Source organism: Kitasatospora aureofaciens (genome assembly GCF_019192735.1).
Taxonomy (GTDB): domain Bacteria; phylum Actinomycetota; class Actinomycetes; order Streptomycetales; family Streptomycetaceae; genus Kitasatospora; species Kitasatospora aureofaciens_A.
The window spans coordinates 1-23,836 of the sequence record NZ_JAHTKP010000010.1 but is presented as its reverse complement, the minus strand read 5'-3'; the positions used below and the strand labels follow the sequence as shown (position 1 = coordinate 23,836).

18 protein-coding genes and 1 pseudogene are annotated in these 23,836 nt (G+C 70.5%); 8 read left to right on the top strand and 11 right to left on the bottom strand.

The window, feature by feature from the left end; genetic code table 11:
• Positions 1 to 78: 78 nt before the first annotated feature.
• Positions 79 to 474 (top strand): DUF2267 domain-containing protein, encoded by a 396-nt coding sequence (locus tag KV557_RS12980; protein ID WP_218200030.1) that lies wholly within the window; start codon positions 79 to 81, stop codon positions 472 to 474.
• 164 nt (positions 475 to 638) lie between these two features.
• Here KV557_RS12980 and KV557_RS12975 read toward each other — a convergent pair whose 3' ends face one another.
• The 6 genes from KV557_RS12975 to KV557_RS12950 form a co-directional block, all read right to left on the bottom strand.
• On the bottom strand, positions 639 to 1,589 hold the full coding sequence (locus KV557_RS12975; protein WP_218200029.1) for an ROK family protein: 951 nt from the start codon (positions 1,587 to 1,589) through the stop codon (positions 639 to 641).
• 134 nt (positions 1,590 to 1,723) lie between these two features.
• Positions 1,724 to 4,768: an alpha-mannosidase gene (locus tag KV557_RS12970; RefSeq protein ID WP_218200028.1), complete on the bottom strand. Its 3,045-nt coding sequence runs from the start codon at positions 4,766 to 4,768 to the stop codon at positions 1,724 to 1,726.
• A 72-nt stretch (positions 4,769 to 4,840) separates the two neighbouring features.
• Positions 4,841 to 6,109, bottom strand: a complete 1,269-nt coding sequence (locus KV557_RS12965) for a glycoside hydrolase 5 family protein (protein WP_218200027.1) — start codon at positions 6,107 to 6,109, stop codon at positions 4,841 to 4,843.
• 51 nt (positions 6,110 to 6,160) lie between these two features.
• The gene (locus tag KV557_RS12960; protein ID WP_218200026.1) at positions 6,161 to 7,024 is read right to left on the bottom strand and encodes a carbohydrate ABC transporter permease; all 864 of its coding nucleotides are present in this window, start codon (positions 7,022 to 7,024) and stop codon (positions 6,161 to 6,163) included.
• A 4-nt stretch (positions 7,025 to 7,028) separates the two neighbouring features.
• Positions 7,029 to 7,901 (bottom strand): carbohydrate ABC transporter permease, encoded by an 873-nt coding sequence (locus KV557_RS12955; RefSeq protein WP_218200025.1) that lies wholly within the window; start codon positions 7,899 to 7,901, stop codon positions 7,029 to 7,031.
• A gap of 129 nt (positions 7,902 to 8,030) precedes the next feature.
• Positions 8,031 to 9,320 carry an ABC transporter substrate-binding protein gene (locus KV557_RS12950; RefSeq protein WP_218200024.1) on the bottom strand — a complete coding sequence of 430 codons (1,290 nt, stop codon included), beginning with the start codon at positions 9,318 to 9,320 and terminating at the stop codon, positions 8,031 to 8,033.
• Positions 9,321 to 9,535: 215 nt separating this feature from the next.
• Here KV557_RS12950 and KV557_RS12945 point away from each other — a divergent pair, with 215 nt between their 5' ends.
• The 5 genes and pseudogenes from KV557_RS12945 to KV557_RS42550 form a co-directional block, all read left to right on the top strand.
• A complete protein-coding gene (locus KV557_RS12945; RefSeq protein ID WP_308129877.1) occupies positions 9,536 to 10,612 on the top strand; it encodes a LacI family DNA-binding transcriptional regulator in 1,077 nt (358 codons plus the stop codon).
• Positions 10,613 to 10,829: 217 nt separating this feature from the next.
• Positions 10,830 to 13,280, top strand: coding sequence for an endo-beta-N-acetylglucosaminidase (locus tag KV557_RS12940; protein WP_218200022.1), 2,451 nt, complete (start codon positions 10,830 to 10,832; stop codon positions 13,278 to 13,280).
• A 29-nt stretch (positions 13,281 to 13,309) separates the two neighbouring features.
• Positions 13,310 to 17,485, top strand: coding sequence for a glycoside hydrolase family 38 N-terminal domain-containing protein (locus tag KV557_RS12935; RefSeq protein WP_218200021.1), 4,176 nt, complete (start codon positions 13,310 to 13,312; stop codon positions 17,483 to 17,485).
• Entirely contained in the window at positions 17,482 to 18,183 is a 702-nt protein-coding gene (locus tag KV557_RS12930) for a DUF7158 domain-containing protein (protein WP_218200020.1), read from the top strand. Before KV557_RS12935 ends, KV557_RS12930 begins: the two co-directional genes overlap by 4 nt.
• 76 nt (positions 18,184 to 18,259) lie before the next feature.
• A pseudogene (locus KV557_RS42550) lies at positions 18,260 to 18,343 on the top strand (haloacid dehalogenase); the annotation flags it as partial.
• A gap of 146 nt (positions 18,344 to 18,489) precedes the next feature.
• On the opposite strand, the gene KV557_RS12925 reads toward KV557_RS42550, so the two are convergent.
• The 3 genes from KV557_RS12925 to KV557_RS12915 form a co-directional block, all read right to left on the bottom strand.
• On the bottom strand, positions 18,490 to 19,035 hold the full coding sequence (locus tag KV557_RS12925) for an NUDIX hydrolase (protein WP_218200019.1): 546 nt from the start codon (positions 19,033 to 19,035) through the stop codon (positions 18,490 to 18,492).
• 4 nt (positions 19,036 to 19,039) lie between these two features.
• A complete protein-coding gene (locus tag KV557_RS12920) occupies positions 19,040 to 20,161 on the bottom strand; it encodes an adenosylhomocysteinase (RefSeq protein WP_218200018.1) in 1,122 nt (373 codons plus the stop codon).
• 375 nt (positions 20,162 to 20,536) lie between these two features.
• The gene (locus KV557_RS12915) at positions 20,537 to 20,737 is read right to left on the bottom strand and encodes a hypothetical protein (RefSeq protein ID WP_218200017.1); all 201 of its coding nucleotides are present in this window, start codon (positions 20,735 to 20,737) and stop codon (positions 20,537 to 20,539) included.
• Positions 20,738 to 21,276: 539 nt separating this feature from the next.
• Between KV557_RS12915 and KV557_RS12910 the strand changes: the two genes are divergently transcribed.
• The gene (locus KV557_RS12910; RefSeq protein ID WP_218200016.1) at positions 21,277 to 22,500 is read left to right on the top strand and encodes a helix-turn-helix transcriptional regulator; all 1,224 of its coding nucleotides are present in this window, start codon (positions 21,277 to 21,279) and stop codon (positions 22,498 to 22,500) included.
• Between the two features lie 142 nt (positions 22,501 to 22,642).
• Here the strand turns inward: KV557_RS12910 and KV557_RS12905 are convergent, their stop codons facing one another.
• Positions 22,643 to 23,110, bottom strand: a complete 468-nt coding sequence (locus KV557_RS12905; protein ID WP_218200015.1) for a GNAT family N-acetyltransferase — start codon at positions 23,108 to 23,110, stop codon at positions 22,643 to 22,645.
• A gap of 49 nt (positions 23,111 to 23,159) precedes the next feature.
• Positions 23,160 to 23,348, bottom strand: a complete 189-nt coding sequence (locus tag KV557_RS12900) for a hypothetical protein (RefSeq protein ID WP_218200014.1) — start codon at positions 23,346 to 23,348, stop codon at positions 23,160 to 23,162.
• A gap of 34 nt (positions 23,349 to 23,382) precedes the next feature.
• On the opposite strand from KV557_RS12900, the gene KV557_RS12895 reads away from it, so the two are divergent.
• Positions 23,383 to 23,836: glycosyltransferase family 2 protein (locus KV557_RS12895; protein ID WP_374106619.1), on the top strand; the 454-nt coding region annotated here is incomplete at its 3' end.

Below are 23,836 nucleotides of genomic sequence, written 5' to 3'. Positions count from 1 at the left end.
TCGTCCGCACCCCCTCTCCTGAGCCGCCGCAGCCCGTCGCGGACCCCGCCGGTTCCCACCGAGCGGAAGGAGGACGCGATGACCGTTTCCTGGGAGGACTTTCTCGCCCGCGTCGTCGAGCGCGGGGAGTACCGCGATGAGGCGGAGGCCGGCCACGCCGCCCGCGTGGTGCTCGGGCTGCTCGGCGAGCACCTGGTCGGCGGCGAACCGGCCGAACTGGCCGACGCCCTCCCCGACACCTACGCCTCGCTGCTGCGCGACGCCCGCCCCACCGGCGAACCGCTGACCGCCGAGCGCTTCGTCGAGGCCGTCGTCGGCTGGATCGACGGGGCCACCCCGGCCACCGCGCAGTGGGACATCGGGGCGGTCCTCAGCACCGTGGCCGACCTGGCCCCGGACGGGCTGATCGACCGTGTGCTCGACCAGCTTCCGGACGGCTACGACCTGCTGTTCGGTCACCCGCTGCCGACCTGAGCAGGCCTGCAGGTGGTTGCGCGGAACAACTCGGCGACCGGGCCGGTCAGTTCGACCGGCCCGGCGCCTGGGCGGACGTAGTGGAGGGGGCATGGCGGCTCTTCCGTCCGGTGCGTTCTGCGGCGGGGCGAGTTGCGGGGCGAGTTGCGGGGTCGGCGCCGGGGTCAGCGGCAGAGGGCGGCGGCGCCGATCAGGCCCGCGTCGGTGCCGAGTTCGGCGCGGCGGACGTCGAGGCCGCGGATGTACGGCAGTGCGGCGTACCGGTCGAGGTGGCGGGCGAGCGGGGCGAACAGCAGGTCGCCGGCGGTGGCGACGCCGCCGCCGATCACCACGCGGTCGAGGTCGACCAGCGCGGCGGTGGCGGCGATGCCGGCCGCCAGGGCCTGCGCGGCGCGGTCGAAGGAGGCGAGGGCGATCGGGTCGCCCGCCTCGGCGTCGGCGGCGACCGCGCGGGCCGAACGGTCGTCCCCGGCCGGGCGCCAGCCGTCGGCCAGGGCGCGGCGCGCGATCGCGGTGCCGCTTGCGATGCCCTCCAGGCAGCCGCGCGAACCGCAGGGGCAGGGTTCGCCGTCCAGGTCGACGGTGATGTGGCCGAGGTGTCCGGCGTTGCCGCTCAGGCCGGGGCGGACGGCGCCGTCCAGGACGAGCCCGGCGCCGACGCCCGTCGACACCACCAGGCACAGCGCGTTCGCGGCTCCCCGCGCGGCTCCCCGCCAGTGCTCGGCGGCGGCCATCGCGACACCGTCCCCGGCGAGGTGCACGGGCAGGTGGCGGGCAGCCACCGCCGGGTGCGCGGCGACCTCGGCGACGAGCGGGAAGCCGCGCCAGCCGGGGATGTTGACCGGGCTCACGGTGCCGTGGGCGAGGTCCACCGGGCCGGCGCTGCCGATGCCGACGGCGGACACGGCGGCCCAATCGGGGGAGCCGGCCAGCCCGTCGAGGACCTTGCGCACGACGGCGAACACGGCCTCGCCCGACTCCCGGGCGGGAGTGGGGAGTTGGATCCGGTCCCGGAGGCTGCCGCGCTTGTCGACGAGTGCCCCGGCGATCTTCGTCCCGCCGATGTCGACGGCGGCGAACAGCGGTGCGGCGGCGGACGCGGAGGTGAGGGACATCGCGGACGGCTCCAGGCGGGGCGGGGGACGGACGGTGACGGCCCCGGCCGGGGTGGCGGGGCGCCGATCAGCGTAGTAGGGGGCTGCGAGTGGCCGTGGCGCCTTGCGGAGAGAGCAAGGCGCCACGGGCCCGGTCAGCCCGCCGCGGTGAGCCGCAGCGTGACCAGCTCGAACGGCCGGAGCGCCAGCCGCACCCCGCCGTCGACCACGGTCACCTCCCCGCGCGTGCCGTCCCACGGCCGCTCCAGCAGGTCGCACGGCACCGCCCCGTCCAGCGGGAAGAACGTTGACAGCCGGCCCCGCGCCCGCCCGCCGTTCGCCTCGTAGACGCGGACGATGAGGTCGCCGCTCCGGTCGTCGGCGAGCTTGACCGCACTCACCACCAGCGCGTCGTTGTCCAGCGCCACCAGCGGTGCCACCTTTCCCACGCTCCCGGTGACCCGGCGCTCGGGCAGGCCGATGCGGTAGCCCTCGCGGACGGCGTCGCCGATGCCCGCGCCGGGGACGAGGGCGTGGTGGAAGCGGTGCAGGCCCTGGTCGGTCTGCGGGTCGGGGAAGCGGGGTGCGCGCAGCAGGGAGAAGCGGACGGTGGTGGTCGTGCCGCCGTCGGTGTCGCGCACGGTGCGGGTGACGTCGTGGCCGTACGTGGAAGCGGTGACGAGCGCGACGCCCCAGCCGGGTTCGTCGAGGTGGACGAAGCGGTGGTTGCAGGCCTCGAACTTGGCGGCCTCCCAGCTGGTGTTGGTGTGGGTGGGGCGGTGGAGGTGGCCGAACTGGGTCTCGGCGGCGTAGCGTTCGGTGTGGATGTCGAGCGGGAAAGCGGCCTTGAGGAACTTCTCGGTCTCGTGCCAGTCGACCTCGGTGTCGATGTCGAGCCGCTGCTCGCCCGCGCGCAGTGTGAGCGTCTGGACGACGGCGGACGAGCCGAACGAGCGCGCCACCCGCACCTCGACCCGGTCGGTGTCGGAGGCGACGACGGTGAGCGAGTCGAGAGCTGTCAGGTCCGTCACCGTGTTCCGGTAGAACTGGTCGACGTCCCACGCGTCCCACATGTTGGGGAAGTCGGGGTGCAGCTGCAGAAGGTTGGCGCGCGTGCCCGGAGCGACGGTCTCCCGCCCGCTCGCCACGTCGACCACCGAGGCGACCAGCCCGTCGCCGTCCACCACCACGTCCAGCAGCCCGTTGCGCAGGACGAACCCGCCCTTCGCCCGCGCCGTCACCGAGCAGTCACCGGCCATGGAGGTGGGAGCCGAAGCCCCACCCGCCGCAACGGCCGACCGCGCGTGCGGCGCCGCGTTGAACACCAGCTCGCGTCCGCCGTCCGCGTCGCCCGCGAGGGCCTGCTGGGCGCGCCCGATGAGCGTCTCCAGCTCCTCCGCCAGCGCCGCGTACGTCGCCTCGGCCTCGCGGTGCACCCAGGCGATGGACGAGCCGGGCAGGATGTCGTGGAACTGGTGCAGCAGCACCGTCTTCCAGATCCGGTCCAGCTCCTCGTACGGGTACGCCAGGCCGGCGCACAACGCCGCGGTGGCACACCAGAGTTCGGCTTCACGCAGCAGGTTCTCGCTGCGCCGGTTGCCCTGCTTGGTCCTGGCCTGGCTGGTGAGGGTGGCCCGGTGCAGCTCCAGGTACAGCTCGCCGACCCAGACCGGCGGGTTCGGGTACTCGGCCTCGGCCTTCGCGAAGAACTCGGCCGGGCGCTCCCACCGGACCGTCGCCGAGCCCTCCAGGTTCTTCAGCCGGGCGGCCTTGGCGACCATCTCGCGGGTGGTGCCGCCGCCGCCGTCGCCCCAGCCGGTCGGGGCGAGCGAGTGCCTGGCGACTCCCTTGTCCTTGAAGTTCCGTGCGGCGTGGGCGATTTCGCTGCCCTTCATCGAGCAGTTGTAGGTGTCGACGGGCGGGAAGTGGGTGAAGATGCGGGTCCCGTCGATGCCCTCCCAGAGGAAGGTGTGGTGCGGGAACTTGTTGACCTGGCTCCACGAGATCTTCTGCGTGAGCAGCCACTTGGAGCCGGCGTTGCGGATGATCTGCGGCAGGCCGCCGGTGAAGCCGAAGGTGTCCGGGAGCCAGGCCTCGTGGTTCTCGATCCCGAACTCGTCGAGGAAGAACCGCTTGCCGTGGACGAACTGACGGGCCATTGCCTCCGAGCTCGGCATGTTGGTGTCCGACTCGACCCACATGCCGCCGGCCGGCACGAACCGCCCGTCGGCCACCGCCTTCCGCACCCGCGCGTACACCTCGGGGCGGTGCTCCTTGATCCAGGCGAACTGCTGCGCCTGGGACATGGTGTAGAGGAACTCCGGTTCGTCCTCCAGCAGCGCGGTCATGTTGGCGGTGGTGCGGGCCACCTTGCGGACGGTCTCGCGCAGCGGCCAGAGCCAGGCGGAGTCGATGTGCGCGTGGCCGATCGCGCTGATCCGGTGTGCGGACGGCACGGCGGGCGCGGCCAGGGCCCCGGCGAGCTCCGAACGTGCCTGCGTCGCCGTCCCGTTGACGTCCTGGAGGTCGACGGAGTCGAGCGCCCGCTCGACGGCGCGGAGGATCTCCCAGCGGCGGGCGCTCTCGACCGGCAGCTCGGCCATCAGCTCGCCGAGCACCTCCAGGTCGATCACGAGCTGCCAGACGGTCTCGTCGAAGACGGCGAGGTCCATCCGGGCGAGCTTGTACTGGGGCTGGTCCCCGGCCGTCTCCTTGTCACCCAACTCGGTTGGCAGGAACGGGTGGTAGTCCAGGATGACCGGGTTGGACGCGGCCTCGACGTGCAGCAGCACCTGCTCGCCGCCGGCCGCGGGGGCGGCGATCCGCACCCACTGGTTCTGCGGGTTGAGGCCCTTTACCGGGGTGCCGTCGGGGCGGTAGACCAGGCCCTCGCACTGGAAGCCGGGCATGTTGGCGTCGAAGCCGAGGTCGATCAGCGCCTCGACCGTCCGCCCGGCCCACGCCTCGGGAACGGTGCCGGTGACGGTGATCCAGCTGGTGCCCCAGGGCGCGCCCCACGCGTCGCCGACCGCGATCGGGGTGCGCGGCGCGGCCAGGCCCTCGGCGACCGGGACGGGTTCGCCGGGCGCCGTCCAGATGCCGACCCCCAGTGGGACGGACTGGGGGTAGACGGCAGGGCGGATGCGCTCGTCGAGGACGCGCTTGAGGCGGGACTCGACCAGGGTGCGGTCATCGTGCATGTCAGCAGGCTCCGTTGCGTGGCTGAGGGGTGCGTGGCTGAGGGGTGCGTGGCTGAGGGCGGAACAGCAGGGTCAGAGAGAACGTACGTCGTCCGGGTGGACCACCTCGGTGATTCCGCGCGCGGCGAGGTGCGCCCGGTCCTCGGCGCGTTCGGCGAGGACGGTGGTCGGGCGCGCGCCGGCCTCGGCGAGTCGCATGAACGCCTCGAAGACGGCGCCGCCCGGGCCGCAGGCCGACCGCTTCGGGGCTGTCACCTCGTCGCCGGTGGCCACGACCACCGCCGTCGTGCGCGGCTCGGGCAGCTGCCAGCCGCGACGCGCCTCGGCGGCGGCCTCGGCGAGCCGGGCGCCGGCCGGCTTGACCGTCCGGTCGGTGCTCAACAGGCCCAGGCTGTACTCGAGTTCGGGGAAGTCGGCGAGCGAGCGGTCGACGTCGTGCGAGCACCACCAGGTGACACCCCACAGGTCGGGGCAGTCCAGGACGGCCGCGACGGTGGCGCCGGTGAAGCGGGCGGCGTCCTCGGCGGTGATGTGCGGCGCGGGGGCGCCGACCTCCTGGAGCCAGACCGGGCGGGCCGGGTCGTCCGCCCAGGCCTTGGAGAGCTCGACCAGATAGGCGGCGTGCTGCGCGGTCGCGGTGGATGCGGCGCCGTACCGCTGGGCGGTGCCGTTGAAGACCCAGGAGTGCACGGCCGTGACGGCGCCGATCCGGGCCGAGTGCCAGGGGGTGAACGGGTGATCGTCGACGTACCAGGCGGCGTCGTAGGAGGCGTGCAGGTGGAGCCGGTCGGGCGCGCCCTCCGTGCAGGCGGCGAGCATCCGGCGCAGCCAGGCGTCGGCCTGGTCGGAGGTGATCCGGTCGGGGTCGGGGTGCGGGTCGCCGGAGAACTGGTCGATCTCGTTGCCCACCGTCATGCCGAGGAAGTTGGGCCGCTCGCGCAGCGCCTCGGCGAGGGTGCGCAGGTAGGCGGCCTGGCCGTCGATGACGTCGGGGTCGGTGAAGAGGTTGCGCCGGTGCCAGGTCTGGGTCCACGAGGGCTGGAAGTCGAAGCTCGACAGGTGGCCCTGGAGGCCGTCCACAGCGACGTCGAGCCCGCGCTCGCCGGCCGCGTCCACGAGCGCGGCGAGCTGGTCGACGGCGCGCGGGCGGATCAGGGTGCGGTTGGGCTGGAACAGCGGCCAGAGCGGGAAGACCCGGACGTGGTCCAGGCCGAGCGCGGCGATGGAGTCGAGGTCGGCGCGGACGGCGTCGAGGTCGAAGTCGAGCCAGTGGTGGAACCAGCCGGCGGTGGGCGTGTAGTTGACGCCGAAGCGGGGGGCCTTCGGTGCGGCGGTGGTCATGACTGCTGGCTTCCTCAACAGGGTTGGGGCGAACGGATGGTGGGCCCGGGACTAGCCCTTGACGGCTCCCTCCTCGACGCCCTTGAAGAAGAAGCGCTGGCAGACGGCGAACACCACGACGATCGGCAGGAAGGCGATCATGGTGCCGGCCGCGATCAGCCGGGGGTTCGCGGAGAACGTGCCGTTGAGGTACTGGAGTCCGACGGTGAGCGTGTACTTCTGCGGGTCGTTGAGCACGATCAGCGGCCAGAGGAAGTCGTCCCAGGCGCCGATGAAGGTGAAGATGACGATCACGCTGAGCATGCCGCGCACGTTCGGCAGGCCGACGTGCCACAGCCGCTGCCAGACGTTGGCGCCGTCCACCAGGGCGGCCTGGTCGAGTTCGACGGGGACGGCGGCGAAAGCGGTGCGCATCAGAAGGACGTTGAGCATCGCGAGCGCGCCGGGCAGGGCGACGCCGGCCAGGGTGTCGGCGAGGCCGAGGCTGCGCACGAGCACGTACTGGGAGACGATGGTGACCTCGCCGGGGAGCACGAGGGTGGCGAGGAAGAGGCCGAACACCAGCCTGGCGCCGCGGAAGCGCAGCCGGGCGAGGGCGTAGCCGGCCAGGGTGCAGCCGATCACGTTGCCAGCGATGCAAATGGCCGCGACGATCAGGGAGTTGAGGGCGTAGGTCCACACCGGGATGGTGTCGGCGACCTTCGCGTAGTTGGAGAAGGTGAGGTCCTCTGGGAGGAAGCTCGGGGTGCGGGTGTAGATGTCCTCGGTGGGGCCCTTGAGGGAGGTCGAGAGCTGCCACAGGAACGGGCCGATGACCAGCAGGAGGACGACCAACAGGAGCAGGTAGCGGGCCGCGGTCTGAGCAGGGGAGGGGGTGTTGAAACCCCCGGGACGGCGTGAACGGCGGGAGGTCACGGGTTCAGGCCGCCTTCCGGTTCAGGCGCATCAGGAGCAGCATCGGGCCGAGGGTGATCACGAACAGCATCAGGCTGAGCGCGGAGGCGTAGCCGAGGTGGCCGGTGAAGCCGCGGCTGTACATCTGGATCAGCATCACCACCGACATGTCCCGGCCGCCGGGGCCGCCCTGGCCGTTGGAGAGCACGTACAGCTCGGAGAAGACGCGCAGGGCGTTGACCGAGATGAGGACGGAGATCAGCATCATGGTCGGCCGCACCCCCGGGAGGGTGACGTGCCAGAAGCGGCGGAACGGGCTTGCGCCGTCGACGGCGGCGGCCTCGTGCAGCTCGCCCGGCACGTTGGCGAGGGCGGACAGGTAGATGACCATGTAATAGCCGAGGCCCTTCCAGGCGGTCAGGGCGATCGCGCTGAAGAGGAGGAGCCAGCGGTCGGTGAGGAACGAGACCGGGGAGTCGGCCAGACCGCTCTGCTGGAGCAGGCCGTTGACCAGGCCGCGGTCGTCCAGCACCCAGCCCCAGATCAGCGCCACCACGACGGCGGAGGCGATGACCGGGGTGTAGAAGGCGGTCCGGAAGAAGGTGATGCCGGGGATCTTCCGCTGGACGAGCAGGGCGAGCAGCAGCGGCAGGACGGTCAGCAGGGGCAGGCAGACCAGCATGAAGACGATGCTGTTGAGCAGGGCGTCGGCGAGCTGTGCGTCGTCGAGGATGCGCCCGTAGTTCTCCAGGCCGGTGAACTGCCCGCCGCCCAGGGGCTTGGCGTTGGTGAAGGACAGGATCACCGTGTTGACGGCCGGCCAGAGGTTGAAGACGGCCAGCCAGATGATCGCGGGCCCGGCGAGCAGCCAGGGGGTGAACCATCGCCGGTGGGTCATGCCGTTGCCTTCCTGGGGCCTGGGGGTGGTGCGGGTCATTCCCGGGGCGGCGGGGCGGGGGCGCCCGCCGCCGGGCCGGTACGGTGCTCGGTGCTCGGTGCTCGGTGCTCGGTGTGTGGTGCTCGGGGATCAGCCCTTGAGCAGCTTGTTGCACTGCTCGACTGCGGAGTCCAGCGCCTGCTTGGAGGTCGCGTCGCCGCTGATGGCCAGGGCGATCTGCTGGTTGATGACGGTGCTCATCGCGTCGTCGATCTGGACGGGCTGGATGATCTTCGCCTTGGCCAGCGAGGTGAACGCGATCACCTTGGCGTCGCCCGCGTTGGTGCCGTCGCTCCGGCTGAAGAACGGGTCGTTCGCGGAGGCCTTGGTGGACGGGAAGACGCTGGTCAGGTGGGCCAGCGAGGCCTGGTTCTCGGCGTCGGTGACCCAGCGGGCGAGGGCGACGGCGGCGGCCGGGTTCTTGGTGCTCTTCGGGATGGACAGGCCCTGGACATACAGCGGCGGGGTGTTCATCGCGGGGGAGGGGACGACCTTCGGGGCGAGCGTGGGGTTGTCGGTGGCGAGGGCGGTGATGTAGTTGGCGCCGGCGGTGGTCCAGGCCGCGGTGCCGGAGTTGAAGAGCTTGGTGTTGCCGGCGTAGGTGTTGGTCAGGACGTCGTTCGGCAGCAGGCCCTCCTTGAAGGCGTCGCGGTACTTGTCGAGCAGTGCGGCGGCCTCGGGGGTGTTGAAGGTGAAGGACTTGCCGTCGTCGGCCATGATCTTCACGCCGGCGTTGTAGAGGTCGCCGATGCCCGGCTTGCGGCTCATCAGGTAGGTCCTGCCGCCGGACTTCTCCTTCATCACCCGGGCCTGGGCGATGAGTTCGTCCAGGGTGGTGGGGAGCTTCTTCGGATCCAGGCCGTTGGTGCCGAGGAGTTCCGAACTCCAATAGTTCACATCGGTGTTGAGGTACCAGGGGTAGCCGTAGGTGCCGTCCTGGCCGGCGAAGCGGTAGGCGTCGACGCCGCCCGCGACGTACTCGTCGGCGAGCTTCGGATCCGCCTTGGCGACGTCGAGCAGGAGGTCCTTCTTCGCCAGCGGGAGGGCGAAGTCCGGCGGGAGGTTGACCACGTCGGGGAGGCTGCCGGCGGCGGCCTGGCTGAGGACCTTGTTGGAGTAGCCCTCGCCGGGCTGGTCGAGCCACTCGACCTCGACGCCGGGGTACTTCTTCTTGAAGCCGTCGATCACGCCCTGCACGTAGTCGGTGAACTTCGGCTTGAGCGCCCAGGTCTGGAGCGAGACCTTGCCCTTGACCTCGCCGGTGGCGGCCGCGCTCGCCACGCTGTCGCCGTTCTTGCTGTCGCCGGAGCCGAGTCCGCAGCCGGTGAGTGCGGCGGCCGTGACCGCCGTCGTCGTCAGTGCCGCCCAGATTCTTCGCATGAGGTCTCCCGGTCCTGGGGTGGGTGGGGGATGAGTGCTCAGTCGGTGCTCAGTCGGGTGGGTCGCGTCGTGGATCGTGTCGCGGATCGCGTCAGGGAGTTGCGCCGACGCGGGGATTGTGGCGAGTTTCAGAACCTGACCTACTAAACCGGTCTAGCTATGCCAGGGACTATGCTCCCGCCTAAACTTGGATGTCAAGAGAGGAGTCGGGTTCTGTGGGCAGACCGACGATCGCCGACATCGCCCGCCGGGCCGGTGTCTCCAAGGGCGCGGTGTCCTTCGCGCTCAACGGCCGCCCCGGGGTGAGCGAGGCGACCAGGGCCCGGATCCTGCGGGTCGCCGAGGAGATGAACTGGCGCCCGCACAGCGCCGCCCGCGCCCTCGGCGGCGCCCGGGCGGACGCCGTCGGCCTGGTGATCGCCCGCCCGGCGCGCACCATCGGGGTCGAGCCGTTCTTCAGCCAGCTGCTCTCCGGCCTCCAGGCGGTGCTCTCGGCCAGCTCCGTCGCGCTGCACCTGATGGTCGTCGAGGACACCGCCGCCGAGATCGAGGTCTACCGGCGCTGGGCCTCCGAGCACCGGGTCGACGGCTTCATCGTGGTCGACCTGCAGACCCGCGACCCGAGGCTGCCGGTGCTGGACGAACTCGGGCTGCCCGCGGTCGTCCTGGGCGGACCGGGCAAGGGCGGCGGACCGCTGCGGATCTGGGCCGACGACCGGGAGGCGATGCTCTCGATCGTCGACTACCTGGCCGCCATCGGGCACCGTCGGATCGCCCACCTGGCCGGGCTGCCGCACTTCCAGCACACCCAGCGGCGGATCCGCGCGCTGCGCGACGCCTCGCGCCGGCTCGGGCTGGAGGAGGCCGTCTCGGTGCCCACCGACTTCAGCGACGCCGAGGGGGCCGCCGCTACCCGCACCCTGCTCTCGCGCGCCAGACGGCCCACCGCGATCGTCTACGACAGCGACGTGATGGCGGTCGCCGGGCTGGGCGTGGCGGGGGAGATGGGCGTCGCGGTGCCCGGCGAGCTGTCGATCGTCTCCTTCGACGACTCGGTGCTCGCCCGGATCGTCCACCCGCCGCTGACGGCGCTCAGCCGGGACACCTTCGCGCTCGGCGAGCAGGTGGCGCGCAGCCTGCTGGAGGTGGTGGACGAGGCCGGGCCGGGGCGGGACCTGCAGATGCCGACGCCGCGGCTGACCGTACGGGAGTCGACGGCGCCGCCCGGGCTCGGCTCACCCGCCGGGGTGGTTGCTGCGCGAGTCGTTGACACTCGTCCTGAACCGGTTTAGCCTCGCTGCGCCGAGGGGGACCCGCGCTGCGCACCTGATGTGGCCCCTCGATGAACGGCCCTCGATGAGCACCGCCACGAATACCGTCGATGAACGCCCTTCGATGAGCAGCGCCACGAACGCCCCTCGACGAGCTCCGCCGCGCCCGCATGCATCCGGGCCCGCCCGTACTCGGCGGGCCCGCCCCCACCCTCCTCCGTTCGATCGGAGCCACCGCATGTCACGACGTCTCCCCCTGCTGCTCAGTGCCGCGCTCGCGACCGCCGCGCTGGGTGTCGTGCCCGCCGCCCATGCCTCGCCGCAGGTGCCTGCCGCTCCCGCTGCCGCCCCCGCCGTCACGGCCGCCGGAAACCAGCCCTACGCCTCGTACTGGTACCCGAACACCATCCTCAACTGGAACCCGGGCACCGACCCCGACGCCCGCTTCAACCGCTCGCGCGTCCCGCTCCAGCCGCGCACCAGCGACCCGTCGCTCACGGCCAACCCCAACGCCCGTGCCGGTGAAGGGAAGATCGCCTCGCTGGTCTCCTTCGGCCCCACCTCCAACAACCCCTCCCAGGGCTCCGCCGACCCCAACTACTACGCCTTCGGCTACTGGCAGTACGTCGACAAGCTCGTGTTCTGGGGCGGTTCGGCCGGCGAGGGCCTGATCCTCGCCCCCAACCCGACCGTCATCGACGCCGCCCACCGCAACGGCGTCAAGGTCTACGGCACCGTCTTCTTCCCGCCCGCCGCCTACGGCGGCCAGATCCAGTGGGTGCGCGACTTCGTCCAGAAGTCCGGCACCAGCTACCCCGTCGCCGACAAGCTCGTCCAGGCCGCCCAGTACTACGGCTTCGACGGCTGGTTCATCAACCAAGAGACGGGCGGCGGCGATTCGTCCCTCGCCACCGAGCTGCGCAACCTCATGCAGTACACCAAGGCGCAGAGCGGCACCGAGTTCATGTGGTACGACGCCATGACCACCGACGGTGCGGTGAACTGGCAGAACGCCCTCACCTCGGCCAACTCGCCGTTCCTGCAGGACGGTTCGAAGCGCACCTCGGACTCGATGTTCCTGAACTTCAACTGGAGCCCGTCCGGCCTGGATTCGTCCCGCACGCTGGCCCGGCAGCTCGGCCGCAGCGAGTACGAGCTGTACTCCGGCATCGACACCGAGGCCAACGGCTACAACACCAGCGTGGACTGGAACACGCTGTTCCCGGCCGGGCAGCCGCACACCACCTCGCTCGGCCTCTACCGGCCCGAGTGGACCTGGAAGTCCGCCACCGACCGGGCCGACTTCTACGCCAAGGACGCCCGTTACTGGGTCGGCGCCAACAGCGACCCGTCGAACACGAACACCTCCGACAGCTGGCCCGGCCTGGCGAGCTACGTCGCCGAGTCCTCGCCCGTCACGGCCAAGCCGTTCGTCACCAACTTCGGTACCGGGCAAGGGGACTTCTACAACTCCGGCGGCACCCGGGTGGCCACCGGCGGCTGGAACAACCTCTCCCTCCAGGACGTCCCGCCCACCTATCGGTGGATCGTCAGCTCCAGCGGCAGCAAGCTCACCCCGTCCGTCGACTTCACCGACGCCTACCAGGGCGGCTCCTCGCTGCGCCTCACCGGCACGCTGGACGCGCCCAACACCGTGCGGCTGTACCAGACCAGCCTGCCGGTCGCGGCCGACACCCAGCTCTCCATGGTGGTGAAGACCCCGGCCGCCGGGCCGACCAAGCTCAAGGCCGCCGTCTCCTTCACCGACGCGCCGAGCAGCTTCACGACGATGGACCTGGGGGACAACTCCGGTACCGGGTGGGAACAGCACACCCTCGACCTGTCGACCTACGCGGGCCGGACGATCGCCCAGATCGCCCTCCAGGCCGACGGTTCCGACCCCGCCTACGACGTGCGGATCGGCCAACTGGCCGTGTACGACGGCGCAGTGGAGACCCCGTCCGCGCCCGGCGGGCTCACCGTCCTCGGTGCGAGCGATGTCGTGGCCGGCTCCAGTCAGTCCCTGCGGCTCTCCTGGACGGCCGCGCCCGGCGGCAACGTCCACCACTACGAGGTGTACCGGCGCAACGCCGACGGGACCCGCACCCTCCTCGGCGCGACCCCGAACGACGCCTACTTCGTGGGCCGGTTGGACCGGGCGGGCATCGAGGACAGCACGACGCTCGATGTCGAGGCCGTCTCCACGACGTACGGCCGCTCGGCTGCCGCGTCCACCACTGTCCCGTGGACCGCGGCGCCCTCGGGCAGCAACCTCGCGCTGAACCGCCCCGCCACCGCGTCCGGCCAGTGCAACGCCAACGAGGGCCCGGCCAAGGCCGTCAACGGCAGCGTGAGCGGCGGCACGAGCGACAAGTGGTGCACCCTGACCACCGCCAAGTGGCTCCAGGTGGACCTTGGTTCGGCGAAGCAGCTGTCGACTTTCGTGGTCAAGCACGCTTCCGCCGGCGGCGAGAGCGCGTCGTACAACACCCGCGACTTCTCGATCCAGGTCCGCTCGAAGGCCACCGACCCGTGGACGACGGTCGCGAACGTCACCGGCAACACCGCCGGCACCACGACCCACCCCGTGACCACCACGGCCCGCTACGTCCGGCTGGTCATCACCAAGCCCACCCAGACCACCGATCCGGCCGCCCGCATCTACGAGTTCGAGGCCTGGGGCAAGTAGCCTCCCCTGCTATCGAAAGGACCCTCCCCGTGCCGGTCACCATCACCGCCGTCGAGAGCACGGACCTCTTCACCGGCCCCGAGGACGCCCCGCGCCAGCTGCTGCGGGTCACCCTCGACGGCCCGGCCGCCCGGATCACCGTCAGCGGCCCGGGCGTGCGCGGCGAGGCGGCCGGCACGGGGCTGGTCGAAGTCCCGCTGGAGATCACCGGTGCGTCGCCCGGTGCCCAACTCCCGGTCACTGTACGGGCAGACGGCTTTGAGGCGGAGGCCGTTGTCGAGGTCGCCGAACCCGGCTGGACGATGTTCCTCGTCTCGCACTTCCACTACGACCCGGTCTGGTGGAACACCCAGGCCGCCTACACCTCCCCCTGGGAGCTGCTCTCCGCCGACGCCACCACCCGGCCGCTGTGGGAGCGCAACGGGTTCGCGCTCGTGGACGCGCACATGGACCTCGCGCTGCGCGATCCGGTCTACAAGTTCGTCCTCGCCGAAGTCGACTATCTGAAGCCGTACTTCGACCAGCACCCCGAGCGTCGCGAGACCTTGCGGCTGCTGCTGGAGCGCGGCCAGGTCGAACTCGTCGGCGGTACCTACAACGAGCCCAACACCAACCTCACCGGCGCCGAGACCACCATCCGCAACATCGTCCACGGCATCGGCTACCAGCGCGACATCCTCGGGGGAGACCCCCAAACCGCTTGGCAGCTCGACGTGTTCGGGCACGACCCGCAGTTCCCCGGCCACCTCGCCGCCGCCGGTCTCACCGGCAGCGCCTGGGCGCGCGGCCCGTTCCACCAGTGGGGCCCGATCCAGAAGAACTTCCGCGAGGCCAAGGACGACGCCCGGGTCATGCAGTTCCCGAGCGAGTTCGAGTGGATCGCGCCTTCCGGGGATGGTGTGCTCACCCACTACATGCCGCACCACTACTCGGCCGGCTGGTGGATGGACTCCTCCCCGGACCTCGCCACCGCCGAACAGGCCGTCTACGAGCTGTACCGCAAGCTCAAGCCGGTCGGCGCGACGAAGAACCTGCTGCTGCCCGTCGGGACGGACTACACCCCGCCGAACAAGTGGGTCACCGAGATCCACCGCTCCTGGGCCACCAAGTACCTGTGGCCGCGCTTCGTCTGCGCCACCCCGCGCGACTTCCTCGACGCCGTCCGGGCCGAACTCGCCGCCACGGGCCGCCGGCCCAGCCCGCAGACCCGCGACATGAACCCGGTCTACACCGGCAAGGACGTCTCCTACATCGACACCAAGCAGGCCCAGCGCGCCGCCGAGGTCGCCGCCGTCGACGCCGAGAAGCTCGCCACGCTGGCGAGTGTGCACGGGTTCGGCCGCTACCCGTCCGCCGCGCTGGACAAGGTGTGGCGCCAACTCGCCTATGGTGCCCACCACGACGCGATCACCGGCTCCGAGTCCGACCAGGTGTACCTCGACCTGCTCGGCGGCTGGCGGGAGGCGTACGACCTGGCCGCCGCCGTCCGGGACTCGTCGCTGGACGCGCTCACGGCGCGGATCTCCGCAGCGGGCGAGGCGGTGGTCGTCACCAACACGCTGTCCTTCGACCGGACCGACCTGGTCGCCGTCCGGCTGCCCGCGGGTGCGCGGGCGGTGCGTGTGCTGGACGACGGCGGCGCGGAGGTGCCGAGCGTCGTCGACCGGGGGACGCTGCGCTTCCTCGCCGCCGACGTGCCGGCGCTCGGGTGGCGCACCTGGCGGCTGGTGGAGGGCTCGCCGGGTGCTGCCTGGACGGTGGCGGAGGGGTGCACGATCTTCAACGGGCGGTACCGGGTGAGCGCCGACCCCGCTCGGGGTGGGGGCCTCACCTCCGTCCACGACCTGCTGCACGACCGGGAGTTGATCCGGGACGGCGCGATCGGCAACGAGCTGCGCGTCTACGAGGAGTACCCGCAGCACCCCGACTTCGGCGAGGGGCCGTGGCACCTCGTGCCCAAGGGGCCGGTGGTCGGCTCCAGCGCGGGGGCTGCTGTCGTGCGGCGGGAGATCGGCCCGCTCGGGGAGCGGCTGGTGATCACCGGGACGGTCGACGAGATCCGCTACGAGCAGACGGTGACGTTGTGGCGCGGGCTCGACCGGGTCGACTGCCGGACGCGGGTGGTCGATTACTCCGGCGCCGACCGGCTGCTGCGGCTGCGCTTCCCGGTCGACCTGCCCGGCGCGCTGCCCGTCAGCGAGGTCGCGGGAGCTGTCGTCGGGCGGGGCTTTGCGCTACCGGACGTCGACTCCGCCGAGGCGCCGTGGACCCTCGACAACCCGGCCAACACCTGGTTCGGCCTCGGCGCCACGGCGCGGGTGGAGCTTCGCGATCCGGCCGGATCGCCGCTCGGGGCACGGGCGTTGGGCGTGGCCGAGGTGGTCGTGCCGACGCTGGACGCCGCCGCGGACGCGCGCGACCTGGTCGTCGCCCTCGCCCGGGTGGGCGTTACCGCCACGACCTCCGGCGCCGACTGGGCCAGGTACGGCTGGCTGGACGTCGACTCCAACCTGCCCGACTTCCGGATCGTCCTCGGTGGGCCGGAAGTGAATGACGCTGCACGGGAGTTGATCGAGCGGGCGGGCGAGGAGTACGCGAGCGTGCTCAAGGCGTACGGCGCGGTGTGGGTGCCGGCGGCTGCCTCGCTCGCGCAGGTCTGGCAGCCCGGCGCCGACCTGCGGGACCTGCGAGCGCTGCCGGCGCTGGTGGTCACGGATCCTGCGGCGCTGGCGGCGGACCTGGCGGACGCCCGGGTGGCCGCCGTCTGCCCTTCCTCCGTGAGCGACCAACTCGTCGACCACACCGTGGCGTTGCTCAGCTTCGGCCTGCCCGGCTTCGCCGTCGACGCCACCGGCGCCCTGCACCTGTCCCTGATGCGCTCGTGCACCGGCTGGCCATCCGGCGTCTGGATCGACCCGCCCCGGCGCACGCTGCCCGATAGCGCCTCCTTCCAACTCCAGCACTGGACCCATGAGTTCAGCTACGCGCTGGTCGGGGGAGCTGGCGACTGGCGGGCCCAGACCCTGCCCGCCCAGGGGCAGGAGTTCAACCACCCGCTGTACGCTCGGGTTCTGCCGCCCCAGGACGGCCCGCTGCCAGCCACGCTGTCCTGGCTGCGCGTTGAACCGCAGCGCGAGGTGCTGTTGGGCGCTCTAAAGCCGGCCGGCAACCCGATCGCGCACGGCTCGGCGGGGGAGGCGGGCCCCGATCTCGCTCTTCGGCTGGTCGAGTCCACGGGGTTGGGACGGACGGCGGTGCTCGGCGGGGCACTGGGGCTGGGCGAGCTGCGGCGCGCCGACCTGCTGGAACGACCGCTCGGCCCAATCGCAGGGCCGCTCGATCTCGCCGGCTCGCAGATCGCCACGCTGCTGGCCGCCCCCGGGCTCTCGCGCGCAACTGACGGCCCGGTCCTCGGCCCGGTCGCCGAACCCGCGCAGCCCGTCCACGCCCGCTACTGGCTGCACAACCGCGGCCCGGCACCGCTCGGCTACCTGCCGGTGTCCGTCGGCGTTTCGCCGGGCCTGCTTCGGACGGTGGGCGAGCCGGTCGAATTATCCGTCGCACTCTCCTCACACCTCCGTGATACGGCCGTCGAGGGCACGGCCGTCGTCCTGCCGCCCGAGGGCTGGCGGACGAGCCTCGGCAGCCGCCCGTACCGGCTGGAGGCCGGCGGCCACGTGCGCTTCCCGGTCACGCTCACGCCGCCCGCCGAAGTCGAACCCGGTCTCTACTTCGCCGCCGTCCGCCTCGCGTACGACGGCCAGGAGATCGAGGACGTGGTGACGATCGCCGTCGGTGACCTGCCCGGCCTGCTGCCCGTCCCCGGGGAGGCGCCCGAAGGCTGGACGGCCGCGCAGGGCACCAAGGCGTCGGCCGGCCGGGACACCGGCCTGGACGTCATCGTGTCCCACTCAGCCCTCCACGTCACCCCCGGTGGGCGGACTACGCTCGGCCTGACCCTCACCAACCACACCCGAGGCGAAATCCGCGGCGAGCTGCAACTCGTCTCCCCCTGGGGCACGTGGGACGCGATCGGCGCCCCCGTGCGCGGCTTCACGGCCCCGGCCGGATCCTCGTCGACGGTCGACTTCGAGATCACCGCCCCCGAGGACACCGACCCCGGCGCCTACTGGGCGCTGGTCAAGGTCATGTGGTTCGGCCGCTGCCAGTACGCCCCGACGGTTGCCCTGGAGGTGCAGGCATGACGGCCACACTGGGCCTCCTCGACGGCCGCCCCCTCCCGCGCACTCCCCTCGACCACCGCCTCGCCGCCCTCCGCACCGGCCCGCGCTCCACCGCCTTGCCGCAGCCGGGCAGTTCGGAGGACCGGCAGCTTTCGAGGTGGGTCGCCCAGGTGCTCCTGACCGAGGCCCTGTGCGAAGCCGTGGCAGCTGAGCGCAACCTCCCCGTAGGAGCAGAGGCTCCCGCCCGCCTCGACCAACAGGCGGCTGTCGAACTCGGCTCCATCACGGCGGCGGCGTACGAGGGCAGCCCGGCCGTCCGCGCCGTCTACGAGTCCGTCACAGCCGAAATCGAAGCGTCACCGGAGGAGGTCGCCCACTACCGCACCATGACCACCAGACCGCCGGCCGTGGTCTGGCAGCTTGCTCTCCCCGATGGCGAGTGCGAGGCAACTCCGGACACCCTCCCGCAGGCCCTGGCCGGAGCCCTGCGCCAGGCTGGACCGGGCGAGTGGGTCACGGCTGGCGCATGGACGGCGGCGCTCCTCTCCGAACGCACGATCACCGCCGACCACGACATCACTCCCGACATCAGGGACGCCACCCGCCGGGCCACCTTCGTCCGCTGGCTCGACCGCGAACGCGCCCACCGCCTCACCCTGGTTGAGGGCCTGGAACACCCCGGCGACCCCGCCCAACCGGACAACCACCACCGCCACTGACCGCCCCCGCCGCGCTCGCCCCCGAGCGCGGCGGGCAAGCTCACGATCGACGCCACCGCCTCCCTAGGCTGCGGACATGATTCGTGCGGTGGTGTTCGATGTCGGCGAGTGCCTGGCGGACGAGACCAGGGTGTACGGAACCTGGGCGGATTGGCGCGGACAATACACCCCGGGATACGCGGGAAGTGGCGTTCAGCTGAACAGCGCGAAGCCCGGCCGTCCGCGTGGTGTCAGCGCGAACGACCGGGCTGTTTGGCTGCCCGGCCGTGCTGTGGTGGGAACGAGTCCGGCCGGGAGGTCTGTGGGTCAGGCAGTGAGAGCTTCTACACGAGCCCTCAGCCGATCGTCGGCGATGCTCCCGATCGGCCGCCACGTGTAGCCGCTGACCTCCTCCTCTTGGAGCGTCACCAGCTCGCTTCCGGTCGTTCGGAAGACGAACCGGAAGTCCACGTGGAAGTGGTCTGGTTCGCCCTTCGCGGGATTCTCCGGGATGGGGTGCACGTCGATGTGCACCGGGCCGCTCCCGGCCAGCGTGGCAGCTTCGGCGGGGATGCCTGCCTCTTCGGTCAGCTCACGCAGTGCGGCACCGCTGAGCGTGTCGTCTTCGGCCTCCAGGTGGCCGCCCGGCGTCAGCCACTTGTCGAGCGCCACGTGATGGATGAACAGCACGTGCCGGTGCTCGTTGACCAGGACGGCCCCGGCCGTGACGTGGCCCCGGAACTCCTTACGGTTGGCCAGCTCGGCCCCGGAGTCCAGCAGCGACAGCGGCAACGACAGGTCCGCCTTGTCCTCCGGGTGCTCGTCGAGGTAGGTCGCCAGGGTGGCGCGGATGTGGTCGGCCGTGATGGTCATGGGATCACCTGTTGTAGTAGTTGAGCCAGGTAGCCGCGATGGTGGCGCGATCCTCGGCGGGCACCTCGTGGATGGTGGCGTTGAGGTCCCGTCGCGCGAGCATGCGCACCCCTGCCAGGATCTCAGCCTGTACGAGGAAGATGAACGGCCCGACGGACGCCCCGTGCAGGAAGTTGACGGCGTTTCCGTTGTTGAGCAGGTAGAAGTAGTGGCCGGTCGTGCTGTAGCGGGTGACGTTCTCACCCGAGCTGTTGCGGGTGTAGCCGTCCGGCAACCCCTCCAGCTCTAGCTCATCCTCGCTGCTGGTGACCGTGGCGACGTACGAGCCGTTCCGCAGGTTGGGGAAGTCCTCACCCCGCAGGGAGAGCGCGCCCGTAGCGCAGAGGACGAGTCCGGCACGAGCGATGGCCTGTTCCCGGTCCCGCGCGACTCCGAACCCCTGGCTCAGCGCTTGCGCGCGCCGCACAGGGTCGATGTCGTACACGGTGACGTGAACTCCCTTGGCGTGCAACAACCTTGCGATGCTCGAACCGAGCTTGCCGAAGCCGATCACCAGCGCCGGACGGCCGTGCAGGATATCCCCTCGCCCGCGCAACAGGGCTTCGGTGGAGAAGACGACGGACTGACCGACCAGGAAGTCTTCGGGGTCCTTGAGCGGCGAGCGGGCCACCGAGACGACGGGGCACGGCAGTTTGTCCCGGTCGGCGTACCGCTTGTGCCCGTTCTCGGTGTCCTCGACCACGCCCAGGACGCGACCGGAGAATCGGTCACACATGGTCTCCAGGACCGGGGCGAAGTAGCCGCCTACGTCCAACAGAACCACGTCTTCACCGGCCGCCCGAGTCTCCAGGTAGGTCACGGCGGTGTCGGGGTTGGCGAACAGCTCTCGCGTCAACTCGTCGCAGGGGACGGTCTGTTCGATCTCGCGACGTGCCGCCGGATCAACCGACTTGGGCTTGGGCAATACCGCGCGGAGGTTCGTCACGGTGCCGACGGCGCGCACGAACGCCGGGCGCTCCGGCAGCAGGTGCGTCACCAGCAGCGCCGACGGGAACTCCGGCGGGACGAACTGCCGCGCGATCTTTCCGAAGTACGTGTCCAGCCGTGCGCGCTCTGAGGCTTCCACAGCTATACCCCTCCTTGTCTTCGGCATGATTGGGACCCGCCCCGACCGGCTCGACCTGCCAGGGGTTTGGGGACGGTCGAGGCGGGAGTCTTGAGAGGCCCAAGAGGGCCAGTTCTCCGTCAGCGGTACGGGCGGTTGACTTCGCGCAGCCGGGCCAGCAGAACCGCCCGTCGCTGGCGTTCCGCGGGCGGGAAGGGCGCTTCGGCGTGTTCCTCGGGGGTGAGGGCCGGCCGGGGCCCGGTGGGCCGTTTACGGGGCCATCCGTGTTCGTTGAGCCACGTGAACGGGTCCACCGGCTCTGCGTGTTCGCTGTCATGGTCGTACGGCACGGGACCGCCAAGGAAGTGCGTCCAGCCCGGCGACAGGTACACCGGCTCACTCGCCATCCGGCACCGCCAGGCACTCCCCGTCGGCAACGTGCTGCCGTCGAGCCTTGTCGAGGTGCCGCCGGATCGTGGGGTAGTCGTCCGCCGGATAGCGCTCCGCAGCCGCCACGAAGTAGGCGCACGCGGGGCACTCATCGGCGTCCGGTGCAGGGGCGTCCGGCGTCTGTAACGTGATCTCACGCAGAGACACGGGCCACCTCCCGACAGGTGAGGTTGTGCTTCTCGCGCAGCGCCTGAATGTCCCGCAGCTGGGCTGCGTACTGCTTTGCGGGGGCCCACCGGGGCACGCTCGTGATGCGGTCGAACGCCCAACACACGGCGCACTTCGTCGTGGGGACCGCCGGGGGCGTTTTAGCGTCTGCCACGGGACCCCCCGGTGTCGTTGCGCTGGTGCCACTCCCACAGGAGGGGCGTGTACTTGAACGGGTCCGGGGGCCTACTGGCCTCTTCGCCCCGGCCCTGCTGGTAGTCGGCGCGGCAGGCAGCCAACAGGGCCGCACTGGCGCGCTTGCTGGGGGGCCTCCTGGACTCCGGACGACCGTCGGTGGTCGAAGCCATGATGTGTCCCTCCCGATCAGAGCCAGCCGTTGTATGAATCACCAGTACAGGGAGGTTTCTCGACCTTGGACAGCGCACGCATGCCGCATCTTTGTGGCATTGATGCCGCAGAGTCGCCGCATCGGGGGCCCTGACCTGGTAGAACGGCAAGTCAGAGGACTGGGAGGCGGGATGGCAGCGCGGCGCGAGAATTTCATCAAACGACGCAAGGCTCTTGGATTCACTCAGGAATCATTGGCCCAAGCTGTCGGTGTCGATCGTTCCACGGTGGGCCGGTGGGAAAATGGGGAGGTCGATCCCCAGGCGTGGCACCGCCCTGCCCTTATGCGGACTCTTCGCATTACCGCTGATGAGCTCGATTCACTCATCAATGTTTCGAGCACTTCGGCGGCTGCACCAGCAGTGCCGGCCACGCTGGCTGATTCCGGCTACGATGACGAACTTGAGGCCCTGGAGCTTGTTCGCCGAATTTCGGCCAGTGACGTTGGCGATGCGACACTTTCGCGCCTGGAGCTGGCATTTGATGAACTGGCCATCAAATATCCGACCGTTCCTCCACGCGAATTGTTGGGGCAGGTGCGGAAATACTCGGGCTATGTCGCCCATCTCATGGGCGCAAAGAAGACACTTGCCGAGCACCGGCAACTACTAGTTATAGGCGGATGGTTCTCCCTGCTGGGTGCGACTCTTCATATCGACCTCAACCAGCAGGACGCGGCGACAGCGCGACTGCGAACGGCAATGACATTGGCGCAGCACGCTGACCATCGAGAAATTCAAGCGTGGTGCTACGAAACCGACGCCTGGCGAGTGCTCACAGACGGCAATTATTCCAAAGCCGTCGAACTGAGCAAGGCGGCTCAGTACCTTGCGCCCAAAGGAAGCTCGGTGGAGATCCAGGCTACAGCCCAACAAGGCCGAGCATTCGCCCGACTTGGGAATTCTCCCGAGACTTACGCTGCGATAAGCCAGGTTCAGTCCCTCAGCTCCTCAGCCGGTCTCCCCGATCAGCCCGAGCATCATTTTCGATACGACCCTGCGAAATCCGTTGCCTACACGGCTACAACCCTCGCGTGGCTCGGAGATCCCGCAGCGGAGACCTACGCACGGGAGGTTATCGCACGACTCGCCCAGCCAGATGACCTCTCAAAATGGCCGCGCCGGGTCGCGTCAGCAAATATCGACTTGGCTCTCTCGCTTGTTGCTACTGACAGGCTGGACGAAGCGTGTGACGCTGCACAACGCGCCATGCTTTCCGGTCGAGTTGCGCCGTCGAATCACTGGCGTGCACTGGAAGTCGTCAAGGCAGTAGAAACCCGTAGGATTTCGGATGCTAAAGATCTACGGGATGTGTATGAGGGAATGCGGCTTGAGATAGAGCCACCGAAGGCATAGAGCTAGGCAATTAATAGGGAGGCCCCCGCACCGACCACCCCAGCACAGTGTCCCCGGGGGAACCCACTCGGCCGGAAGACCATCACCGGCACTGACCGTCGGCCCGTCGAGCTGCGATGCTCGACGGGCCGGACGCCCGGCCTCAGAGCAACTGGTCCAACTGGTGGTTCATCGGGCGGAAGCCGGTGGCCTGGTAGAGGGCGCGGGCGGGCTCGTTGAAGTCCCAGACGGTGGTGACCAGGCGGCGGCAGCCGGCGGTCCGGCCCGCCTCCCGAACGGCGTCCAGCAGCGCCGAGCCGACGCCCGTCCGGGCGGCTTCGGGGGATACGGCGAGTTGGTCGAGGGAGACGACGACGTCGGGGGTGGTGAAGGTGTTGCCCGGCCAGTGGACGATGCGGGCGATGGCGTAGCCGACGGGTGTGCCGTCGGGCCCTTCGGCTATGAAGACGGTGACCGCCGGATCCCCGATCCGCTCCCTGAAGTGGGAATCCTGGTTCGGGGACCAGACGAAGAGGTCGGGGCGATGCTCGACATGCAGCCCGTGCACGAGGTCGTTGAGGCGCGCGAGGAGGGCGGCGTCGTCGGGGGTGGCGGTGCGAATGGTGGTCACGCCCACATCCTGATCCGGTCGCCCGTGCGCCGCTACGCCTTTTCGGCGCTCACGAGACCAGGCGGCCCGGCCCACTGCGCTCGTCGCCGAGCGCAGTGGGCATCAGCAGGACCGGGCGGTGTGGCATCGTGGCCCGGACACAGGGACGGGTGGGCCGGTTGCCGACGATCCAGGTCAGGGTGTGCTGGTCCAGGTAGTGATGGTCCGGGAGCCGCCCGGTCCGGGCGAGTACGTGCAACGGCGCATCCGTAGGTTCCGGTGTCGGCGAGATCATGAAGGGTTCCTCGATGGGGTCGGGTGCGATGGGCGTCACGCTGGGCGTCGTGGTGCTGACGATGGGCGACCGGCAAAAGGAGCTGCATGCGCTCCTGGAGTCGGTGGCGGCCCAGGAAGGCGACAGCGTCAAAGCCGTGGTGCTCGGGCAGGGCGTGAAGCTCCCGGAGCTTCCGGCGTGGGTGGATGCCATGGAGCTGCCGGAGAACCTCGGCATCCCGGGCGGACGGAACGCCGGTGTGCAGCGACTGCGCGAACTCGGCGGTGTCGATGTCCTGGTGGTCCTGGACGACGACGGCCTTCTGCCCAGGAACGACACCTTCCGCCTGATCCGTGAGGCCTTCGAGCAGAACCCGCGCCTCGGGGTGGTGAGCTTCCGGATCGCGGACGAGACGGGGTTCACCCAGCGTCGGCACGTTCCCCGCTTCGGTGCCTCGGACCCGCTGCTGTCCG